This window comes from uncultured Psychroserpens sp., assembly GCF_947501425.1.
Lineage (GTDB): Bacteria > Bacteroidota > Bacteroidia > Flavobacteriales > Flavobacteriaceae > Psychroserpens.
The window spans coordinates 156364-173069 of the sequence record NZ_CANMVN010000006.1; the positions used below are offsets into that span (position 1 = coordinate 156364).

Below are 16706 nucleotides of genomic sequence, written 5' to 3' on the forward strand. Positions count from 1 at the left end.
GTTGACACTTCTTTTACAGTTTTTTGACACTTTTTACTTGAGCTACAAATAGTTTTGCCTTCATATTAATCATAAATATAAACACATGAAATTACGTATTTTATTAGTTATTATGACTGTATGCTCAATAACTCTCAGTCATGCGCAGGAACATCTTGAAATAGACACAAAAAAAAGTGAAGTAAAATGGTCTGGTGAGTACACCTTTTATTTTGGAGGACATCATGGAGCTATTAGTTTTAAAAAGGGACATTTTATAAAGACCAATGATGTTATTAGTGGTGGTAAATTTATTATTGACATGACTTCAATTTCATGTGAGGATATTGAAAAAGCAGATGCAAATGAAAGCCTTGTAAACCACTTAAAAGATCCTGATTTCTTTGATGTGGCACAATTTCCTGAAGCAAAACTTGTCATCACTCGTGTGAAGTATCACGATAGTACTCATATGAAAGTTTTTGCAGATCTCACTATAAAAGGTATTACCTTGCCAATAGACTTTCAAGCTGAAGTTGATTTTGAAAAAAAGCAAATGACAACCAGATTCAAAATTGATAGAATGCGTTGGGGAGTGAATTACAATAGCAAACTTAGAGATGGTGCTATCTCAGATGCTATTGGATTTGAAGTTACATTGAAATTAAAACCACTTGAAAAATGAAAAAAGTAATCATTGTTATCGCAGTTCTATTTTGTTGCTCAGGAGCCTATACACAAGAGAAACATGATTATGAAGCATTTCAAGCTGATGAAATCTGGCTAAAAGAAATCATTAAGTTCCCTATTAGTTTTGCTCCTGAAATTAAATATGAGGGTTATGAAGATCTAAGGTTTGCTAAGGATTGGCGAAAAACGGAGCATGAAGATTTTTGGTGTTATACCTTTGCTTGGCATGTCAAAACTATTGAAACACAAACTGCTGAAGGTTTAGAAACCAATATCAAATTATATTACGATGGTTTAATGGGAGCTGTTAATAAAAAGAAAAATTTTCAAGTGCCTGAAACAACAGCTCTCTTTATCAAAACCGAGGGTGAAGACACTGATTTCAAAGGAAAAATAAGAGTCTATGACTCATTTAATTCCGAAGATATGATGACACTTAATGTTCTTGTAAACGTAAATTACTGCAAGGATTCAGACTCCTCGGTAATAATATTTAGATTATCACCACAAAGCTTTGATCATGATATTTGGGAGCGTTTCAAAACCGTAAAACTTAAAACTGATATATGTGAAATGTGATTACATACAAATTACCTTACTAGAAAAAAACATAGAACTACTCTTAATCAGGTATTTTCACCCTTAAATAACTCGTTTGTCTGTTATATTTTGCATAGAAATCAAAACATAATAGCAATGAAAAATAGCATCCCTTGTCCAATCTGCTTAAACTTTATTGAAATTGAAGCCGTAAACTTTTTAAAAGCAATACAATGTATTTGTCCGAAATGTGACACACAGATAAGTTTAGTAAACGAATAGGTCTTAAGTGCAAATCATGTTTTTATTCAGGAATTTTACTTACATATCCTGTATATCGAATAGGAAAACGCTTAGCACCTTTGAGGAGCATTTCACTTCTTAGATTAGGATAGAGACGAATTATGACATTATAATTTTCGTTATGACTTTTGGCGTCAAATTTTATAGTATAACTACTGTTTTTATGCTGCTCAATCTCAATATTTTTGATGGTATCTTCAAATTCGATACTTCCGTTATCATTTCGTCTGTTGACCATTTGACGCTCACCAAAATATGGCAACTTAGAATCAATAGCGTCTCCTTTGAGTTTTAAAAAATTAGGGTTTCCAATAAGGCTAACTCGACCAGCATTATCTCCAGGAGCTAATATTCCTGAATTCTGAAGCGCAATCAAACTGCTTGACGTTTGTGGTACTGCCCATTCAGATTCAATCATAAAAGATTGAGAGGCTACTAATTCGTCTAAGGCCTGTATTTGTTCTGGAGTGGCTTTGGTGTTGGAAGAACTACATGCAAGCATGAAAAAACCAACAAGGCACAAAGCTATCATTTTAGTTTTCATAAGCTTAATTTTTGTTCATAAAAGATACCATTTTATTCTCATAAATCATTGTCATTTAACATATTAAATATACTCTGAAGTTAGATTATCAACTTTAAGTCCATCCTCAAGTGCAAGAATTAAACCCTCAGCCGCTCGCTCACCAGATCGCATAGCTGCATTTAAAGATCCATTCAGCATTTGATCTCCAGCTAAAAAAACTGTTGGTTTTAATTGTGTTTCAGTTGGTGAACAATCCTGTTGTAAGTTATCTAATTCTGGTAATGCTTTTGGTATTTTGTAACGCTTCAAAAATGTAGTATCGTTAATATTACATAGTGTTTGGAGCTCCTCTTGAACGAGTTCAATTAATTCTGATTCGTCATACTCATGATCTTTTACCACAGTAACCGATAACAATTCTTGATCTGATGTACTCGATGTAGCTAAACTATTGCAAAAAAATAGATTATTAATCAATGCATCACCATCTGCTATTAGTCCGATTAAAGGCTTGAAAATAGAGCGCTTATCAACTTTAAAGTAAATATTATCACACGATTTCCAAGTATTGGTTTGATTTAGATTACGTATTAAACTAGAAGCTTCGGTTGCAATAATTGTAAAGTGTGTGTCAATGCGTTTACCATCTTCTGTAAGTATATGATCGTCACTAACAGTCTTTATTTTAGTGTTGAACAGGAATGTTGTGGCGCTCAATTGTGATTGCAGCTGCTTTGGTACTGCTTCTATCCCACTTTTTGGGAGCGTTGCATGACCTTCACCAAACATTTTATAGACAAACTCGAACATTCTGCTTGATGTGGCGAGGTCTGGCTCTAAAAAAATACCTGAGAAAAAAGGCTTAAAAAAATCATTAATCATTTGTGAACTAAATCCTCTAGCTTGTAAATAGTTTAGAGTTGTGGTTTCTTCCGAAGTAAAGATAGAAGAGATACTTTTCTTTTTTAATGCTCTGTTGAGTTTTAACACCTTTAGCTTATCACTAAAGTTTCCTACAGAAGCAGTTAATGTTGGAACTAGCAAAGAAAGATTACGAAGCGGATCTCCTATGACTTGCATTTTGCCTTCACTAAAAATAGCAGCACCAGGTAAAAATTTTTGTAATTCCAAGGCTTTGAGGTCTAAATGCTTTTGTGCTAAAGGATACGCATCCAATAACACCTGAAACCCATAATCTAATTGAAACCCGTCAATAACATCTGTTTTTACACGACCTCCAACACGATCTGAAGCATCAATAATTACTGGCTTGTAACCATTTTCTTCTAATGTTTTAGCTGCTATTAATCCACTAACTCCTGCTCCAATAATATGTATTTTGTAATCTTCACGTCTCATAGTGTAAAGATAAGCTGAACACAAATCAATCACAAAAGAGACTTAAAATCTTATACTTATATTAACATCTGAAGAAACGGAATTAAGTATAGTGATATTTCTGAAATATATAAACTAATACTTGTAATGTAGCCTAACTATAACGTCATTTGCTTAAACTTGATATCTAAGTCTTTTTGTAGCTTTTGAATATCCTGTTCTTCACCAGAAATAATTAAAGCAATTGAAGCACCTGTCTTTCCTGCTCTAGCTGTCCTTCCACTTCTGTGTGTATAATACTCCAACTGATCTGGTAACTGATGATGAATGACAAAGGCTAAATTATTTACATCGATTCCTCTGGCTGAAACATCTGTAGACACCAAATACTGCAAAGATTCATTTTTAAACGCACGCATAACCTTATCGCGTTCTTTCTGTTGCATGTCGCCTTGTAGTGCATCAACAGAAAACCCTTCGTTCTTGAGTTTTTCTGCAAGCTGAACGGTTCCTGCTTTAGTTCGGCAAAAGATAATGCCACGATCATTGTTATAGCTGTCTAATAAACGAGTGATAATGTTTACCTTCTCTTTGATTGAAGTAACAATGTAATGATGTGATATATTGGCATTGACCAGACTGTTTTTGTCTATCTCAACTTTAACAGCATCTGCCGACATATACGTTCTGATAATCTTTTGAATGTCTTCAGGCATAGTTGCTGAGAACAACCATGTATGTCTTGTTCCTGTAGTATATTTTAGAATCTTATTGAGATCTTGTTTAAAACCCATACTCAACATCTCATCAGCTTCATCAAGCACTAAGGTGTCTATCTGTTTGATATTAACTTCACCACGCTCTATAAAATCTAATAAACGCCCAGGTGTGGCAACAATAATATGTGTAGTTCGCTGTAGTCGTTTTAACTGAATATCCATCTTCTCGCCTCCATAAACACCTTCAGCAAAGATCTTATCATCGCAATATTTGGTAAACTTGAACAATTGCTTCTGAATTTGTTGCACCAATTCTCGTGTAGGTGCAAGGATTAAAGCTTGTACATGATTTTTTTTAGGATCAATTTGTTGCAAAATAGGTAAGCCATAAGCTGCAGTTTTACCTGTTCCGGTTTGTGCTAATCCAATAAAATCAGTGTCGTTATTTAACAACACAGGAATAGCTTCCTCCTGAATTTGAGTCGGTATTTTTATGTTGAGTTCTTTTAACCCTTTTATCAAAGGTTTAGATATTCCTAAATCGTAAAATGTTTGTTCCATGTCAATTATAATTGCCTGCAAAGGTATTGTTATTATTCGTAATTTCGATGTTATATGAACTTATCTCATCAACATCTTCAGTTGCTATATCAAGCCTATTGTAAAACCCATTTCTTATGGATGAACGATAGGGTTTTTAAGCTCAAACAATGTCATTTACCTGTTGCATCCAATCCTCAATTTCTTCGGAAATTGGATAAGCAGTTGCGCTTAGGACAATTGGCAGAACAGTTTGTCTTTAATCAAATTGAGACTAGTGATACTGCAGAATTATTAGCTGAAAACATTCAAATTCAAAAAGATAAACAGACTCTGGGCGAACTGGATGCTTTAATCAGAGTAAGTCATAGTCCTATTCATCTTGAAATCGTGTATAAGTTTTATGTTTATGATGATACTTTAGGCTCATCTGAATTAGAGCAATGGATTGGTCCAAACCGAAAAGATAGTCTGATTGAAAAACTCAATAAACTTAAAGAAAAACAATTGCCACTACTCTATTCTAACGCATGTAAAGCAAACCTAGAAAAGTTTGGTGTCAATACCATTTCTGTTGAACAACAGGTGCTATTTAAAGCACAACTCTTTGTGCCTTATCAACAGGAAGTCTCTTTTAATCTTTTAGATGAGAGATGTGTATGCGGATTCTTCATTACCAACACACAATTGAAAGACTTTAGGGATAGTCAGTTTTATATACCAATGAAATTAGATTGGTTTTTAGAGCCTCATCATAAGGTGGATTGGTTGAGTTTTAACGATTTCCGAAGTGATGTTAATGCATTTTTAGAACAACAACAATCACCTTTGTTTTGGATGAAAAATGAGCGTCAGGAATTGAGTAAATGCTTTTTGGTTTGGTGGCAAAATTAATTGGGTTGCTTTTCGCTTAAATACTTCCAGTAACGCTTAGGCACGTGTCTGATATGTAGCTTCATGTTTTTACGAGATTCTATATTGGTGCTTTTAAAATAGTCCTGCCATAGCTTCTGAAATTCAAATTCCTGATCGGAAAAATAATTGTCATCTGTTTTTGTAAAATCGAAATGTGTCGGAAACTCAATATTAATAGTATCTACAGTGTTCAGGTCATAGTATAATCCATAGTGTCGCTTGATATCATAAATGATCCACTTCTGATCTGCATAACGGTTTTTAAAATGTTTAATAAGTAATGGTAAAACATTGAAATCTGGTTCAATACTGGCGAAATAGATGGCATCTTTTGTCAATCTAAAACGAACAAAAGCTTCCATACGATGTTTTTCTCGTCCTACCATTTTAGCTATTTGTGATGTTTTTAAAACGGAAGGATGTGAAAAATCCTTATCTATTTTTCGTGTATTAGAAAACGCATATTTGATATAGTCCAGTAGTATCTGTTCCGCACCGAGTTTTTCACTCAGAAACGCGTAATAGATAGTATTGCATGCAGAAGCTGACAACTTAGATGTTAAGCCTTTCCATACTCGGTTTGCTTTGATAGTTTCAGTTGGTATTGTTTCATTTTGGGTAAATAATCCATTCTGTACTGATGTATTATTTTGAATATTAACAACGTCAAACTTATGCTCAAAAACATAGAATACAGCACTTAGAAACCCTTCGAAACTACCATCATATATAATATTCTTCTCTTTCATCTATCCAAATAAACTTAATTGGTTACTCAAGGTTTTTGTGTATTTACTTTTAGAATTCTGCAAGATGAGTCCTTTAATTTTTTCTGCTGTTAGGTCACGTCGTTCAAATTGGTTGCTATCACAAACCAGAAAATATTGTGCTCTGTTTAAAGCAATACCGATTTTTTTAAGATGGTCCCAATTGAGACGTCTAAAACGACGCGCATTCAATATTTTATGTACAGATCTCATACCGAGTCCTGGTATTCTGGCCAACATGCGCTTATCAGCTGTATTGACATCTACAGGAAACTCATGCAGGTTACGAAGTGCCCAACTTAATTTAGGGTCGATATCAAGATCTAAGTTTTGATGTTGTTGATTAAGGATTTCACTAACGTCAAATCCGTAAAAACGCATCAACCAATCCGTTTGATACAATCTGTTTTCTCTCAACATAGGCACAGCACTGCCAATTTGCGGTAAACGTTCATCATAACTAATAGGAACATATCCCGAATAATACACACGTTTCAAATTGAAACTTTTATAAAAATAATTTGAAGTTTGCATGATTTGAAAATCATTCTCTCCACTAGCACCAATAATCATTTGCGTACTTTGACCAGCAGGCGCATACTTTGGCGTACTTTTAATGATCTTCTTTTCTGCCTTGTACTGAATGATCTCCTGTTTAACTTTTTTCATTGGCTTTAAAAAGTCTTCACGATTTTTGTCTGGTGCTAACTTTTTAAGACCAGCTCTTGTTGGGATTTCGATATTAACACTCAAACGATCTGCGTATAAACCAGCTTCTCGCATAAGCTCATCTGAAGCACCAGGAATGGATTTTAAATGAATATAACCATTGAAGTTCTCTTCTAATCTGAGTTTTTTTGCTACAGCTACAAGGCGTTCCATAGTATAGTCTGCACTTTTAAAAATCCCTGAACTAAGAAATAAACCTTCAATATAATTTCTACGATAAAAATTGATCGTAAGATCTACTACTTCCTGCACTTTAAATGCAGCACGCTTAATATCATTACTTTTACGCGTAACGCAATAGGCACAGTCAAAAATACAATAATTGGTTAGTAATATTTTAAGTAACGAGACACAGCGACCATCTTCAGTATACGAATGACAAATTCCCATTCCTGTAGCATCACCAAGACCTTTATTGGTATTGGATCTGTTACTTCCGCTCGAAGAGCAGGACACATCATATTTAGCAGCATCTGCTAAAATTTTAAGTTTTTCTTGAATACGTTGGAATGACATAAGTAGGATGAATTAATCATACCAAATATCGATATAATTTTAATGCAATCCAAACATATGTTATATTTTAACTAAAACATATGTTAGTGGGTTGTATGCATAATAAAAGAGATTGAGCTTACAATATCAAACACTTCTTCAAGGTGTCTTCATAAATAGCTTCATATTGAGGTACGATTGTATGAATATCAAAATTAGTAGAGGTTTGTTTCGCACTTGATTTAAATTGGGCTAAGCGATCAGTATCTGTTAGTATATACAGTGCGTTTTTAGTCATATCATCAACATCATTGATATCACTCAAAAATCCTGAAACACCATGCACATTGACCTCTGGAATGCCTCCTGTATTACTAGATATTACTGGAACTCCCGATGCCATAGCTTCCAGAGCTGATAATCCGAAACTTTCTGTTAGTGATGGTAGCAAGAACAAATCACTAAAGCAGAGGATCTTATCAATTTCATTACTATTTCCGAAGAAAATCACCTTATCAGTGATCCCTAATTCCTCACACAATAGCTCAGCAGGTTCGCGTTCGGGACCTTCACCAACCATCATCAATTTGGCAGGTATTTCCTTCTGAATATTGTAAAATATCTTAATCACATCTGGAATCTGTTTGACCTCTCTGAAATTACTGATATGAGTGATAATTCGCTCTTCATCATTAGCCATCATGGCACGCTGACAATCGGTGAAATTTGGTTCATGACGCTCAAGATCAATAAAATTTGGAACCACATGGATATCCTTTTTAATGTCAAATAAACGCAACGTATCATCTTTCAAACTTTGAGAGACAGACGTAACAGCATCAGATTTATTGATACTAAACGTTACTGCAGTTTTATAGAATGGATGACTTCCAACAAGCGTAATATCTGTTCCATGAAGTGTGGTCACAATAGGCACATAAATACCTTCCTCCTGCAACATTTTTTTAGCCATATATGCTGCATAAGCATGAGGAATAGCGTAATGCACATGAAGCACTTCAATTTTATGAAGCTTTACCATATCTACCAACTTACTGGATAGCGCCAATTCATAAGGTTGATAGTGAAATAAAGGATATTCTGGCACATTAACTTCGTGATAATGTACATTATGACTTAAGAGCTCTAAGCGTACAGGCTGACTGTAAGTAATAAAATGAATTTCGTGGCCACGTTTGGATAATTCTAATCCTAACTCAGTGGCTACAACTCCACTACCTCCAAATGTTGGGTAACAAACAATTCCTATTCGCATATATATGTCTTTAATCTCTGGTTTCAGCTAGGCTATCATCAATTTCATCTTGAATAATAGCCTCATAAATTAAACGTTGTATTTCAGTTCTTATATTTTCACGTAACAATAAATTCTTTCCAGCCTTTGGATACGTTCTGTTAGCCAGGAAAATATAAACAATCTCTTCCTCTGGATCTGCCCAAGCATAAGTTCCTGTAAATCCGGAATGACCAAAACTAGTCATAGATATACATCCACAAGTTGGTCCTTCGTCTCCTAGTTGTGGTTTGTCGAAACCAATCCCTCTCCTTACATTTTTATGACAAAAATGACAGGTATTAAATTTCTCTATAGTTTCGGGTTGTAAATAACGTTTACCTCCATAGTATCCTTTCTGAAGATACATCTGCATTATTTTTGCCACATCATTGGCATTACTAAAAACTCCAGCGTGACCACCTACTCCATTTTGCATGGCAGCTCCCATATCATGGACATAACCATGTACTTCCTGATAACGAAAATATTCATCAATTTCAGTTGGTATGATATTTTTATCGCTAAATTTTGTCGACGGATTATACGTTGTGTAATTAGCACCTAGCGACTGATAAAAATGTTCCTGAGTTAATTTGTCAAGTGGTTTATTATAGTAACCTTCGATATATTTTTTTAGAATATAATATGGCAAATCACTGTAGCGATAGCGTAACGTAGACAAGAGTTCTGTTTCTTTTATGACCTTTTGTATCGAATCTGGATAATCATGACGCAAATACATTTGATCTGCAACCTTGATACTAAATCTTGGCGTTTTAGCACGTCTGTAATATTTAGATAGTGGTTTTTTAGTTACCGAATCTAATGTAGCCACATAGAAAGGTACCCAAGGACGCAATTGCGCATAATGGGAAAGCATCTGTTTAATCGTGATGTTCTTTTTGTTAGAGTCTAAATATTCAGGAAGAATTCTGGACAACTTGGTATTTAAAGACAACGCTTTCTTTTCCTCTAATTCCATTAATAGAGGGAGTGTTGCCAAAATCTTTGTTAGCGAGGCAACATCATAAATATCTTCAAACTTTACTTTTTCTTTTCCTTTATAGGTGTGCTTTCCAAAGTTTTTATTGTAAATCACCTTTCCTTTTCTTGCAATTAACAATTGAATTCCTGGTGTCATTTTTTGGTCAACTGCGTGTTGCGCCACCGAATCCACTCTAGCCAATAGCTTAGAGCTCATACCAACACGTTCTGGTAGTCCATAACTTAAAGAAAACAATGCATTGTAGTCAATCCCATCACCAACTTTAAAGTGTTCTCCTAGAGACACTGGAATATGACCTTTAGCAGGTATTGCTCCAAATATAGCTTGAGCAGATTTTTGCTGGGCAATATCGCTATTCTGATAGCTCATAACAATGGCTTCAATGTTTTCTATACTAGACAAGTCTATAAGCGAGTAAGGCATGGCAAAGACATCCAGAACCACAGTATTGGTTCTTGCTATTTCTTGCAACCAAACCAATTCCTTATTCTTGAATTTGTAACCTTGCCAAGGGTTATCATTCTTTTTGTGAAATCCGACGACAACCGTATTGTAATTTTGAAGTTTTGTAATCAGTTCGTCTAATTTTCCAGCTTTTACTTTATGAACTTTAGTGTACTTTTTTAACTCATTATAGAACGTAGAACCACTGCTATCTCCTAATTCGACATAAGCTATTTTTTTTGTCTCTAAATTTCGCAGAGGTAATAAGCTGGATTTATTTTTTAGAACAGTAAACGAATGCTCCATCAACTCCTCATAAAGCAAATCGTCTTCTAATCGATTGAGATCACTGACTAATGTAGATATTCCGATAGGTTGATACTTATCTAATCCAACCTTGAATTTGGCCATCAATATCTTTTTTACCGAATGAGCAAGACGGTCTTCAGATATGTCCTTTTTATTATATGCTTCGATGATCTTAGCTATTGCTTTTGGAACATCTTCTGAAATTAAAAGCACATCATTTCCTGCTTGAAATGCTGCAAGATCTATTTCGCCAGGTGTACTATAATTTGATACACCTTTCATTTCCAAGGCATCTGTAAAAATTAAACCTTTAAACCCTAGTGTGTCCTTTAAAATATCTGTAACAATGTGTTTTGATAACGATGATGGAAATCCAGAACGTGGCTCTAAACTAGGCACATTCAAATGTGCTACCATGATACTGGACAGTCCTTCTTTGATCAATTGACGATATGGATATAATTCTATAGAATCAATTCGTTTTTTATTGAAATTGATTGTAGGTAATGTTTTGTGTGAGTCGCTATCAGTATCACCATGTCCAGGGAAATGCTTAGCGTTTGCCAAAACTCCTGCATCTTGCATCCCTTTCATAAACGCCGAGGCCTTAGCTGTTACATTATCACGATCTTCACCAAATGAGCGATTACCAATAATTGGGTTTTTCGGATTAGTATTAATATCTACCACTGGCGCAAAATTAAAATGCACACCAATACGTTTGCAATGTTCTCCTATATGATACCCTGTTCGTTCTAAAAGTGTATTGTCGTTGATAGCTCCTAGGGTCATATTCCATGGAAAAGCATAGGTTGAATCTAATCGCATGCTCAATCCCCATTCTGCATCCATACCAATCAATAATGGTGTTTTTGAAATGGCCTGGTATAAATTATTTAATTTTGCTTGGCGCACAGGTCCACCTGTTGAAAAAATCAATCCACCAATGTGATAGTTATTGATTAGGTTAGCGATCTGCTTTTCATTATCCTTTTTATTATTTGAAAACGCTCTAACCATGAATAATTGTCCGACCTTCTCTTCAATTGACATTACACTATAGACACTATCTACCCATTTTTTCTGAGCTTCAAGATCTGAATGTGCCAAAGGATGACCGGCTTCCTGTGAATATATAGGTAGTGTAGTGGTAAGTAAACAAATGAGGGACAAAATATATCGCATAAACTATGTGTGTTTTAAATGAGCTCCATGACTAACAGATATAGAACTAAAAACTATGCCAAAATAGTACTTTAGTTCTTAGAAAAAAAAGACTTTAAGATAGATTTATAAAGAAGGTTGTAAACAACAGCTTAATTGAAAAAAAATGACTTAATCTTATCCAGAAGCGATCCAGAAGACGATGTTATGCTTTCATCTAAATTCCCCATAGCTTCCGTAGCTGCTTCTCTAACGCTGGAATGCGTTGAATTGTTTGCAATATTTCTGAGACTACTGATCCAGACCGAAACTTCAGCGATATCATCTGCCTCTTCATCGTACTCTATCAAATACCAATCAATGATCTCTAAAAGATGAAGGTTGAAAGCTTTGTCATTAGATGTGCTTAGCTGTGCTATCAAAAAGTTGATGATCTCAATATAGATATCTTCGTCTTTAGAGTAAATATCTTCACATTCAATATCTTCCAGAACCTCCAGATATTCTGCTTTGATCTTATTGTTTTTCGCTAATGTAACGACGCGTTTAATTTCTTCAAACAAAAAATCGTTCCAAGCTGTTGAATATTCAGTAAGTGCTGTGTATACTATGCTCAGACTAGAAAACTCTGTAGGAATAGTATTGATGCAATAGTTTTTAAATTCATCAGGATTTGACTTTGCAAACTTTATCAGGTCTTTGTGAAATCGTTTTTGTGTTTTATCATCCAGATCCAACCATTCTTCAAGTTGGTCGTTTTCATGATAGGCTAATTGTTCTAAAATGGTCATATAATTGATTTAATCTATTAAGTCTATGTGTCTATCATGATAACCCAGCAGATATAATACACCGTCCAATCCAATACTGGAGATTGAGTTTTGTGCATTGTCTTTTACAGTTGGTTTTGCATGAAATGCAATACCTAAACCTGCTAGATTTAGCATTGGCAAATCGTTTGCACCATCTCCAACAGCAATAGTCTGGCTGATATCGATGCCTTCCTTATTAGCTATATCCTTAAGGTATTCGGCTTTTTTATTACCATCAACTATATCTCCAAGATATCCACCTGTTAAAACACCATCAACTATTTCGAGTTGGTTAGCATAGACATAATCCATGCCTAGTTCTTTCTTTAAATATTCACCAAAATATGTAAATCCACCAGATAGAATAGCTGTTTTAAATCCGTAACCTCTCAAAGTGTCGATTAATCGCTTTGCGCCTTTAGTTATAGGCAAATTTACTGCAACCTCCTGAAGCACCTCCTCTTTAAGACCTTTTAAGAGTTTCATTCGCTTTTTAAAACTCTCTTTAAAATCTATTTCACCTTGCATGGCAGATTCAGTAATCGCCTTTACTTCTGCTCCAACACCAGCTAATTCTGCCAATTGATCAATAACTTCAGCCTGAATAAGTGTAGAATCCATGTCAAAACAAACCAAACGACGATTTCTTCTAAAAATATTGTCTTCCTGAAACGCAATGTCAACATCTAAATCTCTGGAGATTTGCATAAATCGTTCAGTAAAATCAGCTTTACAATCAATTTTACCTCGTATGGACAATTGAATACAAGCACGTGGATATTCTTCTTCTCTAACAAGAGAGGTACGACCTGTAAGTCGTTTAATGGCATCAATATTCAAATTCTTTTCAGAAATGACATTGGTTACTTTAGATATTTGTTCAGCAGATAATTTTTCTCCTAAAATAGTAATGATGTAGCGGTCTTTACCTTGAAGTTTTACCCAGCTTTCATAATCCTCAATTGAGATAGGAGTAAATTTAGCTGTAACACCAAGCTCATGAGATTTAAAAAGCAAATCTTTTAAAACATCAGCCGATTTCTCACCAGATTCAATTTCAAACATAAACCCTAGAGATAGGGTGTCATGAATATTTGCTTGTCCGATGTCTAATACTTTAGCACCATAATCTGACAAGACATTTGTTAAACTAGAGGTTAATCCGGGTTTGTCTTGTCCGGATATATTCAGTAAAAAAATTTCGTGAGTCATGTTAAAAAGGAACTTATCTTATTTTAAAAATCTACTGTGCCAACTCTCACTTACAGGAACTTCCCAGTTCTCTTTGAATTCTGCAATATTGGTCACTAAATTATTAAAAACAATAGTATTTTTTGACACAGCTTTATCCTTTGCCATTTTCTTGAAGTCTAATAATGATTTATGCGCTACATACTCCCCTTGCTTGAAAGAGACGTTCATCTTATCCATGAGATCAACATTATAATCCTTTTCCAATTGCTGAATAAAATGTACAGATGCATCAATACTACATCCAGTTGCAATATTTAAGTTTTGATTTAAACCTATTACTATAAATCTTTTATATTCAATGGTATAACCAGCTTGAAGATCGCTTCCATGAGCTGTCCAATTGGTGATAAATATATCAAGTCTTTCTTTTATTTCTGAAAGTTCAGCCTCGGTAAATGATCGGTTAGCCTGGTAAATCCAAACGCGTGATTCTTCTGGGAGGGTATTAAAATTAACAAGCATAATATTATATTATTCTTTTGTGTATTTGTATCTAAAAAGCATAGCCATTACAGCCCCAAAAAACAGGAAATTTACTGCAAATTTCAGCAAGGAAAATGATGAGTCATCAAAATAATCAAAGACAGCCATAAAACTTGCAAAAATCACTCCATTGATGAATCCTATCATTAGAGATGTTTTTAATGATAATCTTTCCTTTTTCATGTTACAAAAATACACTTTTACATCCAATCTCTATCCTGTGATTCAACTTTAAATAACAAGAAGTTATAGATGTATTTTGCCTGCTTTAATGCTATATATGGAATCTTAACCGACTTAGATGCTGTTGCGATTTCTAAAGATGCAATTTGTTTGCGTTTCTGAAATATGTTTTGTTTTAAACTAACCGATTGTATTTTATGAATCTCTAATATGTTCAATGTGGTTTCAATAACACCACTCCCAATAGTTATAAAGTTATCATCTATTTTATAAAATGCTTTTTTATAGCCAAAATAACTATACAAGGCAGCAATAGGTATCAAGACCAAGTTAATCCACCATATCCCATTTCCGAAGATAAAAAACGTAATGATATTTAGAAGAATTGCTAACAATAACACACGTAATGCTAGTACACGCCTGTAAAAAAGCAATGGTTTGTAAGGTACTGTATCTTCAGAATAATTGGTAATTAATTTATTTATTAAATGACGAACCTGAGCTTTTTCTAAAGCAATTATCACAAAATTCTTGCGTTGCTTCACATTGACCATAGCCTGTTTTACTTGCATGGTATGTAAACCAAAATATTGCTTAACACGATTGGTCTTAATAACAATATTTTGAATTCTTGAAGGCGTTAAACTAAGTGATACTTTATTAAACAATCCTTTATTGATCTCTATGGTTTTTCTATTCTCAACAACTTCTAGTCCGAAATTTGTGATAAACGTTTTTAGGATTGAAAACAACAAAGAAAATAAGATCGCTAAAATGACAATAAAAAGATTGGTAAGCATTATATTCACGATAGTATCTTCACTAAGGTCAATAAAAGTATCCAAGCGTTCTTTTAACCTGTAGGTCTTGATGTAGTCCTTAAATTCATAATACAAACCAAACACAAAAGATGCGATGATGGTAAAACTTCGTAGGTGATTTTGTGAAATCCCTTCTAAAATCAAGCGTTTAGGTGATACTTTAAAAAATACATCTCTTTTAGTTTCAACATTATCTTGTACTGAATTTTCTGAGATTTGAGTTTTTTGAAATAATTCTCTCTTTAATTGCAGTGCTGTTGCTTTGTCTAATGCACTGATCTCAATTTCAGATTTATTATCTCCAGCAGTTTCGATATTTAGCGATACAACATTAATGATTTGCTGAAGAAAATTTTGCTTGATGTATACATTTTGAATTTTTGACTTCGGAATAATGGTCTGATCTTTATTTATGATGCCTGTAGACAAATAAAAATCATCTTTACTGAGATGAAATTTAAAATTTAAGTATTTGAGAATTGCAAAAACCAGAAGCAAGATCAAAATACCAATAACAATTAGGAGTAAGTTTAACGCACTGATATTAAACAGCATCTTTTTTCGCATTAATGAGAGTCCGAATGCCAAAAAAAGAACAAAAAAGCGTTTAAAGAATTTGAAGGTATTAAATGCAAAAATGACAATGATTCCTTTTGCAGATTGTCTGATGGGTTGAGAAAAATCAGCTATTTGCATTGATCTTTGCGCTTATAAAATCGTTAACTTGCCTTGCATCATCATGTGGCAAACCACTAATATTCAGATCGCTACCAGACTCTCCTGCAGTATATAGATTAAGTGTTGCAAGACCAAACTGTCTTGCCAACCAACTCCTCGATTCTTCGATATGCTGAATTCTTGAGATAGGAACTGTTGTAATGGAGTTTACCAATAATCCTTTTGCATAGATGACATCGTGCTCTCTAATCGCATATTTCCGCTTTTTAAACGCCAAAATTGTTATGATCAAATTGATTAGCCATAACCCAAGAACTAACAAGAATATAAACCAAAAACGCTCTTGAACTATCGCTTTGGTCACAAAGAACTTAGCTGCAGTTAATATGGCAAGAACAACAACACATAGCATTAACTTATTTAAAATAATTACCTTCAAATATGTTTTAGAAATAGGCTTAAGCGTTGCAGTATCAACATTAGGTAATGCTTCTATATTGATGATTTGATTAGAGAACATCTATTCTTTATTGCTTTTTGTAATCATATACCATTTACGAAGTGCTCCTGTAATTGCAAAAAAAGGAAACCACAAAGGCAAATAATTAGTATAAATGATACCGTTTTTTAAATACGTTAGCAACAGTAATACTGCAGACCAAATCAACCCATTGATCATTGCAGCTTTCAAAATGACTTTAGCCATTGGTGTCA

Annotated in this window: 17 protein-coding genes; 3 read left to right on the forward strand and 14 right to left on the reverse strand. The window is 34.1% G+C overall.

Annotated elements, in window-relative coordinates; genetic code table 11:
- The first annotated feature begins 85 nt into the window (after positions 1 to 85).
- Entirely contained in the window at positions 86 to 664 is a 579-nt protein-coding gene (locus Q0951_RS10650) for a YceI family protein (RefSeq protein WP_299336710.1), read from the forward strand.
- Positions 661 to 1248 (forward strand): hypothetical protein, encoded by a 588-nt coding sequence (locus Q0951_RS10655; protein WP_299336712.1) that lies wholly within the window; start codon positions 661 to 663, stop codon positions 1246 to 1248. The genes Q0951_RS10650 and Q0951_RS10655 overlap by 4 nt, the downstream gene beginning before the upstream one ends.
- Before the next feature lie 265 nt (positions 1249 to 1513).
- Here Q0951_RS10655 and Q0951_RS10660 read toward each other — a convergent pair whose 3' ends face one another.
- The 3 genes from Q0951_RS10660 to Q0951_RS10670 all read right to left on the reverse strand — a co-directional run bounded on the left by Q0951_RS10660 (position 1514) and on the right by Q0951_RS10670 (position 4656).
- On the reverse strand, positions 1514 to 2056 hold the full coding sequence (locus Q0951_RS10660; protein WP_299336713.1) for a DUF4251 domain-containing protein: 543 nt from the start codon (positions 2054 to 2056) through the stop codon (positions 1514 to 1516).
- A 63-nt stretch (positions 2057 to 2119) separates the two neighbouring features.
- The gene (locus Q0951_RS10665) at positions 2120 to 3397 is read right to left on the reverse strand and encodes an NAD(P)/FAD-dependent oxidoreductase (RefSeq protein ID WP_299336714.1); all 1278 of its coding nucleotides are present in this window, start codon (positions 3395 to 3397) and stop codon (positions 2120 to 2122) included.
- Positions 3398 to 3534: 137 nt separating this feature from the next.
- Positions 3535 to 4656 carry a DEAD/DEAH box helicase gene (locus Q0951_RS10670; protein ID WP_299336715.1) on the reverse strand — a complete coding sequence of 374 codons (1122 nt, stop codon included), beginning with the start codon at positions 4654 to 4656 and terminating at the stop codon, positions 3535 to 3537.
- A gap of 54 nt (positions 4657 to 4710) precedes the next feature.
- Here Q0951_RS10670 and Q0951_RS10675 point away from each other — a divergent pair, with 54 nt between their 5' ends.
- Positions 4711 to 5529: a DUF1853 family protein gene (locus Q0951_RS10675; protein WP_299336716.1), complete on the forward strand. Its 819-nt coding sequence runs from the start codon at positions 4711 to 4713 to the stop codon at positions 5527 to 5529.
- Here the strand turns inward: Q0951_RS10675 and Q0951_RS10680 are convergent.
- The 11 genes from Q0951_RS10680 to Q0951_RS10730 all read right to left on the reverse strand — a co-directional run bounded on the left by Q0951_RS10680 (position 5526) and on the right by Q0951_RS10730 (position 16698).
- On the reverse strand, positions 5526 to 6299 hold the full coding sequence (locus Q0951_RS10680; RefSeq protein ID WP_299336717.1) for a TIGR03915 family putative DNA repair protein: 774 nt from the start codon (positions 6297 to 6299) through the stop codon (positions 5526 to 5528). The two genes, Q0951_RS10675 and Q0951_RS10680, sit on opposite strands and share 4 nt — an antisense overlap.
- Positions 6300 to 7562 (reverse strand): putative DNA modification/repair radical SAM protein, encoded by a 1263-nt coding sequence (locus tag Q0951_RS10685; protein ID WP_299336718.1) that lies wholly within the window; start codon positions 7560 to 7562, stop codon positions 6300 to 6302.
- A 118-nt stretch (positions 7563 to 7680) separates the two neighbouring features.
- A complete protein-coding gene (bshA, locus tag Q0951_RS10690; RefSeq protein WP_299336719.1) occupies positions 7681 to 8817 on the reverse strand; it encodes an N-acetyl-alpha-D-glucosaminyl L-malate synthase BshA in 1137 nt (378 codons plus the stop codon).
- Between the two features lie 10 nt (positions 8818 to 8827).
- Positions 8828 to 11782, reverse strand: coding sequence for a glycoside hydrolase family 3 N-terminal domain-containing protein (locus Q0951_RS10695; RefSeq protein ID WP_299336720.1), 2955 nt, complete (start codon positions 11780 to 11782; stop codon positions 8828 to 8830).
- A 131-nt stretch (positions 11783 to 11913) separates the two neighbouring features.
- The gene (locus Q0951_RS10700; RefSeq protein WP_299336721.1) at positions 11914 to 12552 is read right to left on the reverse strand and encodes a hypothetical protein; all 639 of its coding nucleotides are present in this window, start codon (positions 12550 to 12552) and stop codon (positions 11914 to 11916) included.
- Between the two features lie 9 nt (positions 12553 to 12561).
- Complete coding sequence (gene serB / locus Q0951_RS10705; protein WP_299336723.1) at positions 12562 to 13785, reverse strand: phosphoserine phosphatase SerB; 1224 nt, start codon at positions 13783 to 13785, stop codon at positions 12562 to 12564.
- An 18-nt stretch (positions 13786 to 13803) separates the two neighbouring features.
- Positions 13804 to 14289 carry an ABC transporter ATPase gene (locus Q0951_RS10710; RefSeq protein ID WP_299336724.1) on the reverse strand — a complete coding sequence of 162 codons (486 nt, stop codon included), beginning with the start codon at positions 14287 to 14289 and terminating at the stop codon, positions 13804 to 13806.
- A 9-nt stretch (positions 14290 to 14298) separates the two neighbouring features.
- A complete protein-coding gene (locus tag Q0951_RS10715; RefSeq protein ID WP_299336725.1) occupies positions 14299 to 14493 on the reverse strand; it encodes a hypothetical protein in 195 nt (64 codons plus the stop codon).
- A 17-nt stretch (positions 14494 to 14510) separates the two neighbouring features.
- Entirely contained in the window at positions 14511 to 16010 is a 1500-nt protein-coding gene (locus Q0951_RS10720; RefSeq protein ID WP_299336727.1) for a PH domain-containing protein, read from the reverse strand.
- Positions 15997 to 16512, reverse strand: coding sequence for a PH domain-containing protein (locus Q0951_RS10725; RefSeq protein WP_299336728.1), 516 nt, complete (start codon positions 16510 to 16512; stop codon positions 15997 to 15999). The genes Q0951_RS10720 and Q0951_RS10725 overlap by 14 nt, the downstream gene beginning before the upstream one ends.
- Entirely contained in the window at positions 16513 to 16698 is a 186-nt protein-coding gene (locus tag Q0951_RS10730) for a hypothetical protein (RefSeq protein ID WP_299336729.1), read from the reverse strand.
- Positions 16699 to 16706: the final 8 nt, after the last annotated feature.

Bases quoted from the DNA above. Each gene is read 5' to 3' on its own strand.
- bshA (WP_299336719.1), bottom strand. From the start codon at position 8,817: ATGCGAATAGGAATTGTTTGTTACCCAACATTTGGAGGTAGTGGAGTT.
- Q0951_RS10685 (WP_299336718.1), bottom strand. From the start codon at position 7,562: ATGTCATTCCAACGTATTCAAGAAAAACTTAAAATTTTAGCAGATGCT.
- Q0951_RS10730 (WP_299336729.1), bottom strand. From the start codon at position 16,698: ATGGCTAAAGTCATTTTGAAAGCTGCAATGATCAATGGGTTGATTTGG.
- Q0951_RS10695 (WP_299336720.1), bottom strand. From the start codon at position 11,782: ATGCGATATATTTTGTCCCTCATTTGTTTACTTACCACTACACTACCT.
- Q0951_RS10675 (WP_299336716.1), top strand. From the start codon at position 4,711: ATGAACTTATCTCATCAACATCTTCAGTTGCTATATCAAGCCTATTGT.
- Q0951_RS10710 (WP_299336724.1), bottom strand. From the start codon at position 14,289: ATGCTTGTTAATTTTAATACCCTCCCAGAAGAATCACGCGTTTGGATT.
- Q0951_RS10700 (WP_299336721.1), bottom strand. From the start codon at position 12,552: ATGACCATTTTAGAACAATTAGCCTATCATGAAAACGACCAACTTGAA.
- Q0951_RS10665 (WP_299336714.1), bottom strand. From the start codon at position 3,397: ATGAGACGTGAAGATTACAAAATACATATTATTGGAGCAGGAGTTAGT.
- Q0951_RS10720 (WP_299336727.1), bottom strand. From the start codon at position 16,010: ATGCAAATAGCTGATTTTTCTCAACCCATCAGACAATCTGCAAAAGGA.
- Q0951_RS10655 (WP_299336712.1), top strand. From the start codon at position 661: ATGAAAAAAGTAATCATTGTTATCGCAGTTCTATTTTGTTGCTCAGGA.
- Q0951_RS10650 (WP_299336710.1), top strand. From the start codon at position 86: ATGAAATTACGTATTTTATTAGTTATTATGACTGTATGCTCAATAACT.
- Q0951_RS10725 (WP_299336728.1), bottom strand. From the start codon at position 16,512: ATGTTCTCTAATCAAATCATCAATATAGAAGCATTACCTAATGTTGAT.
- Q0951_RS10670 (WP_299336715.1), bottom strand. From the start codon at position 4,656: ATGGAACAAACATTTTACGATTTAGGAATATCTAAACCTTTGATAAAA.
- serB (WP_299336723.1), bottom strand. From the start codon at position 13,785: ATGACTCACGAAATTTTTTTACTGAATATATCCGGACAAGACAAACCC.
- Q0951_RS10660 (WP_299336713.1), bottom strand. From the start codon at position 2,056: ATGAAAACTAAAATGATAGCTTTGTGCCTTGTTGGTTTTTTCATGCTT.
- Q0951_RS10715 (WP_299336725.1), bottom strand. From the start codon at position 14,493: ATGAAAAAGGAAAGATTATCATTAAAAACATCTCTAATGATAGGATTC.
- Q0951_RS10680 (WP_299336717.1), bottom strand. From the start codon at position 6,299: ATGAAAGAGAAGAATATTATATATGATGGTAGTTTCGAAGGGTTTCTA.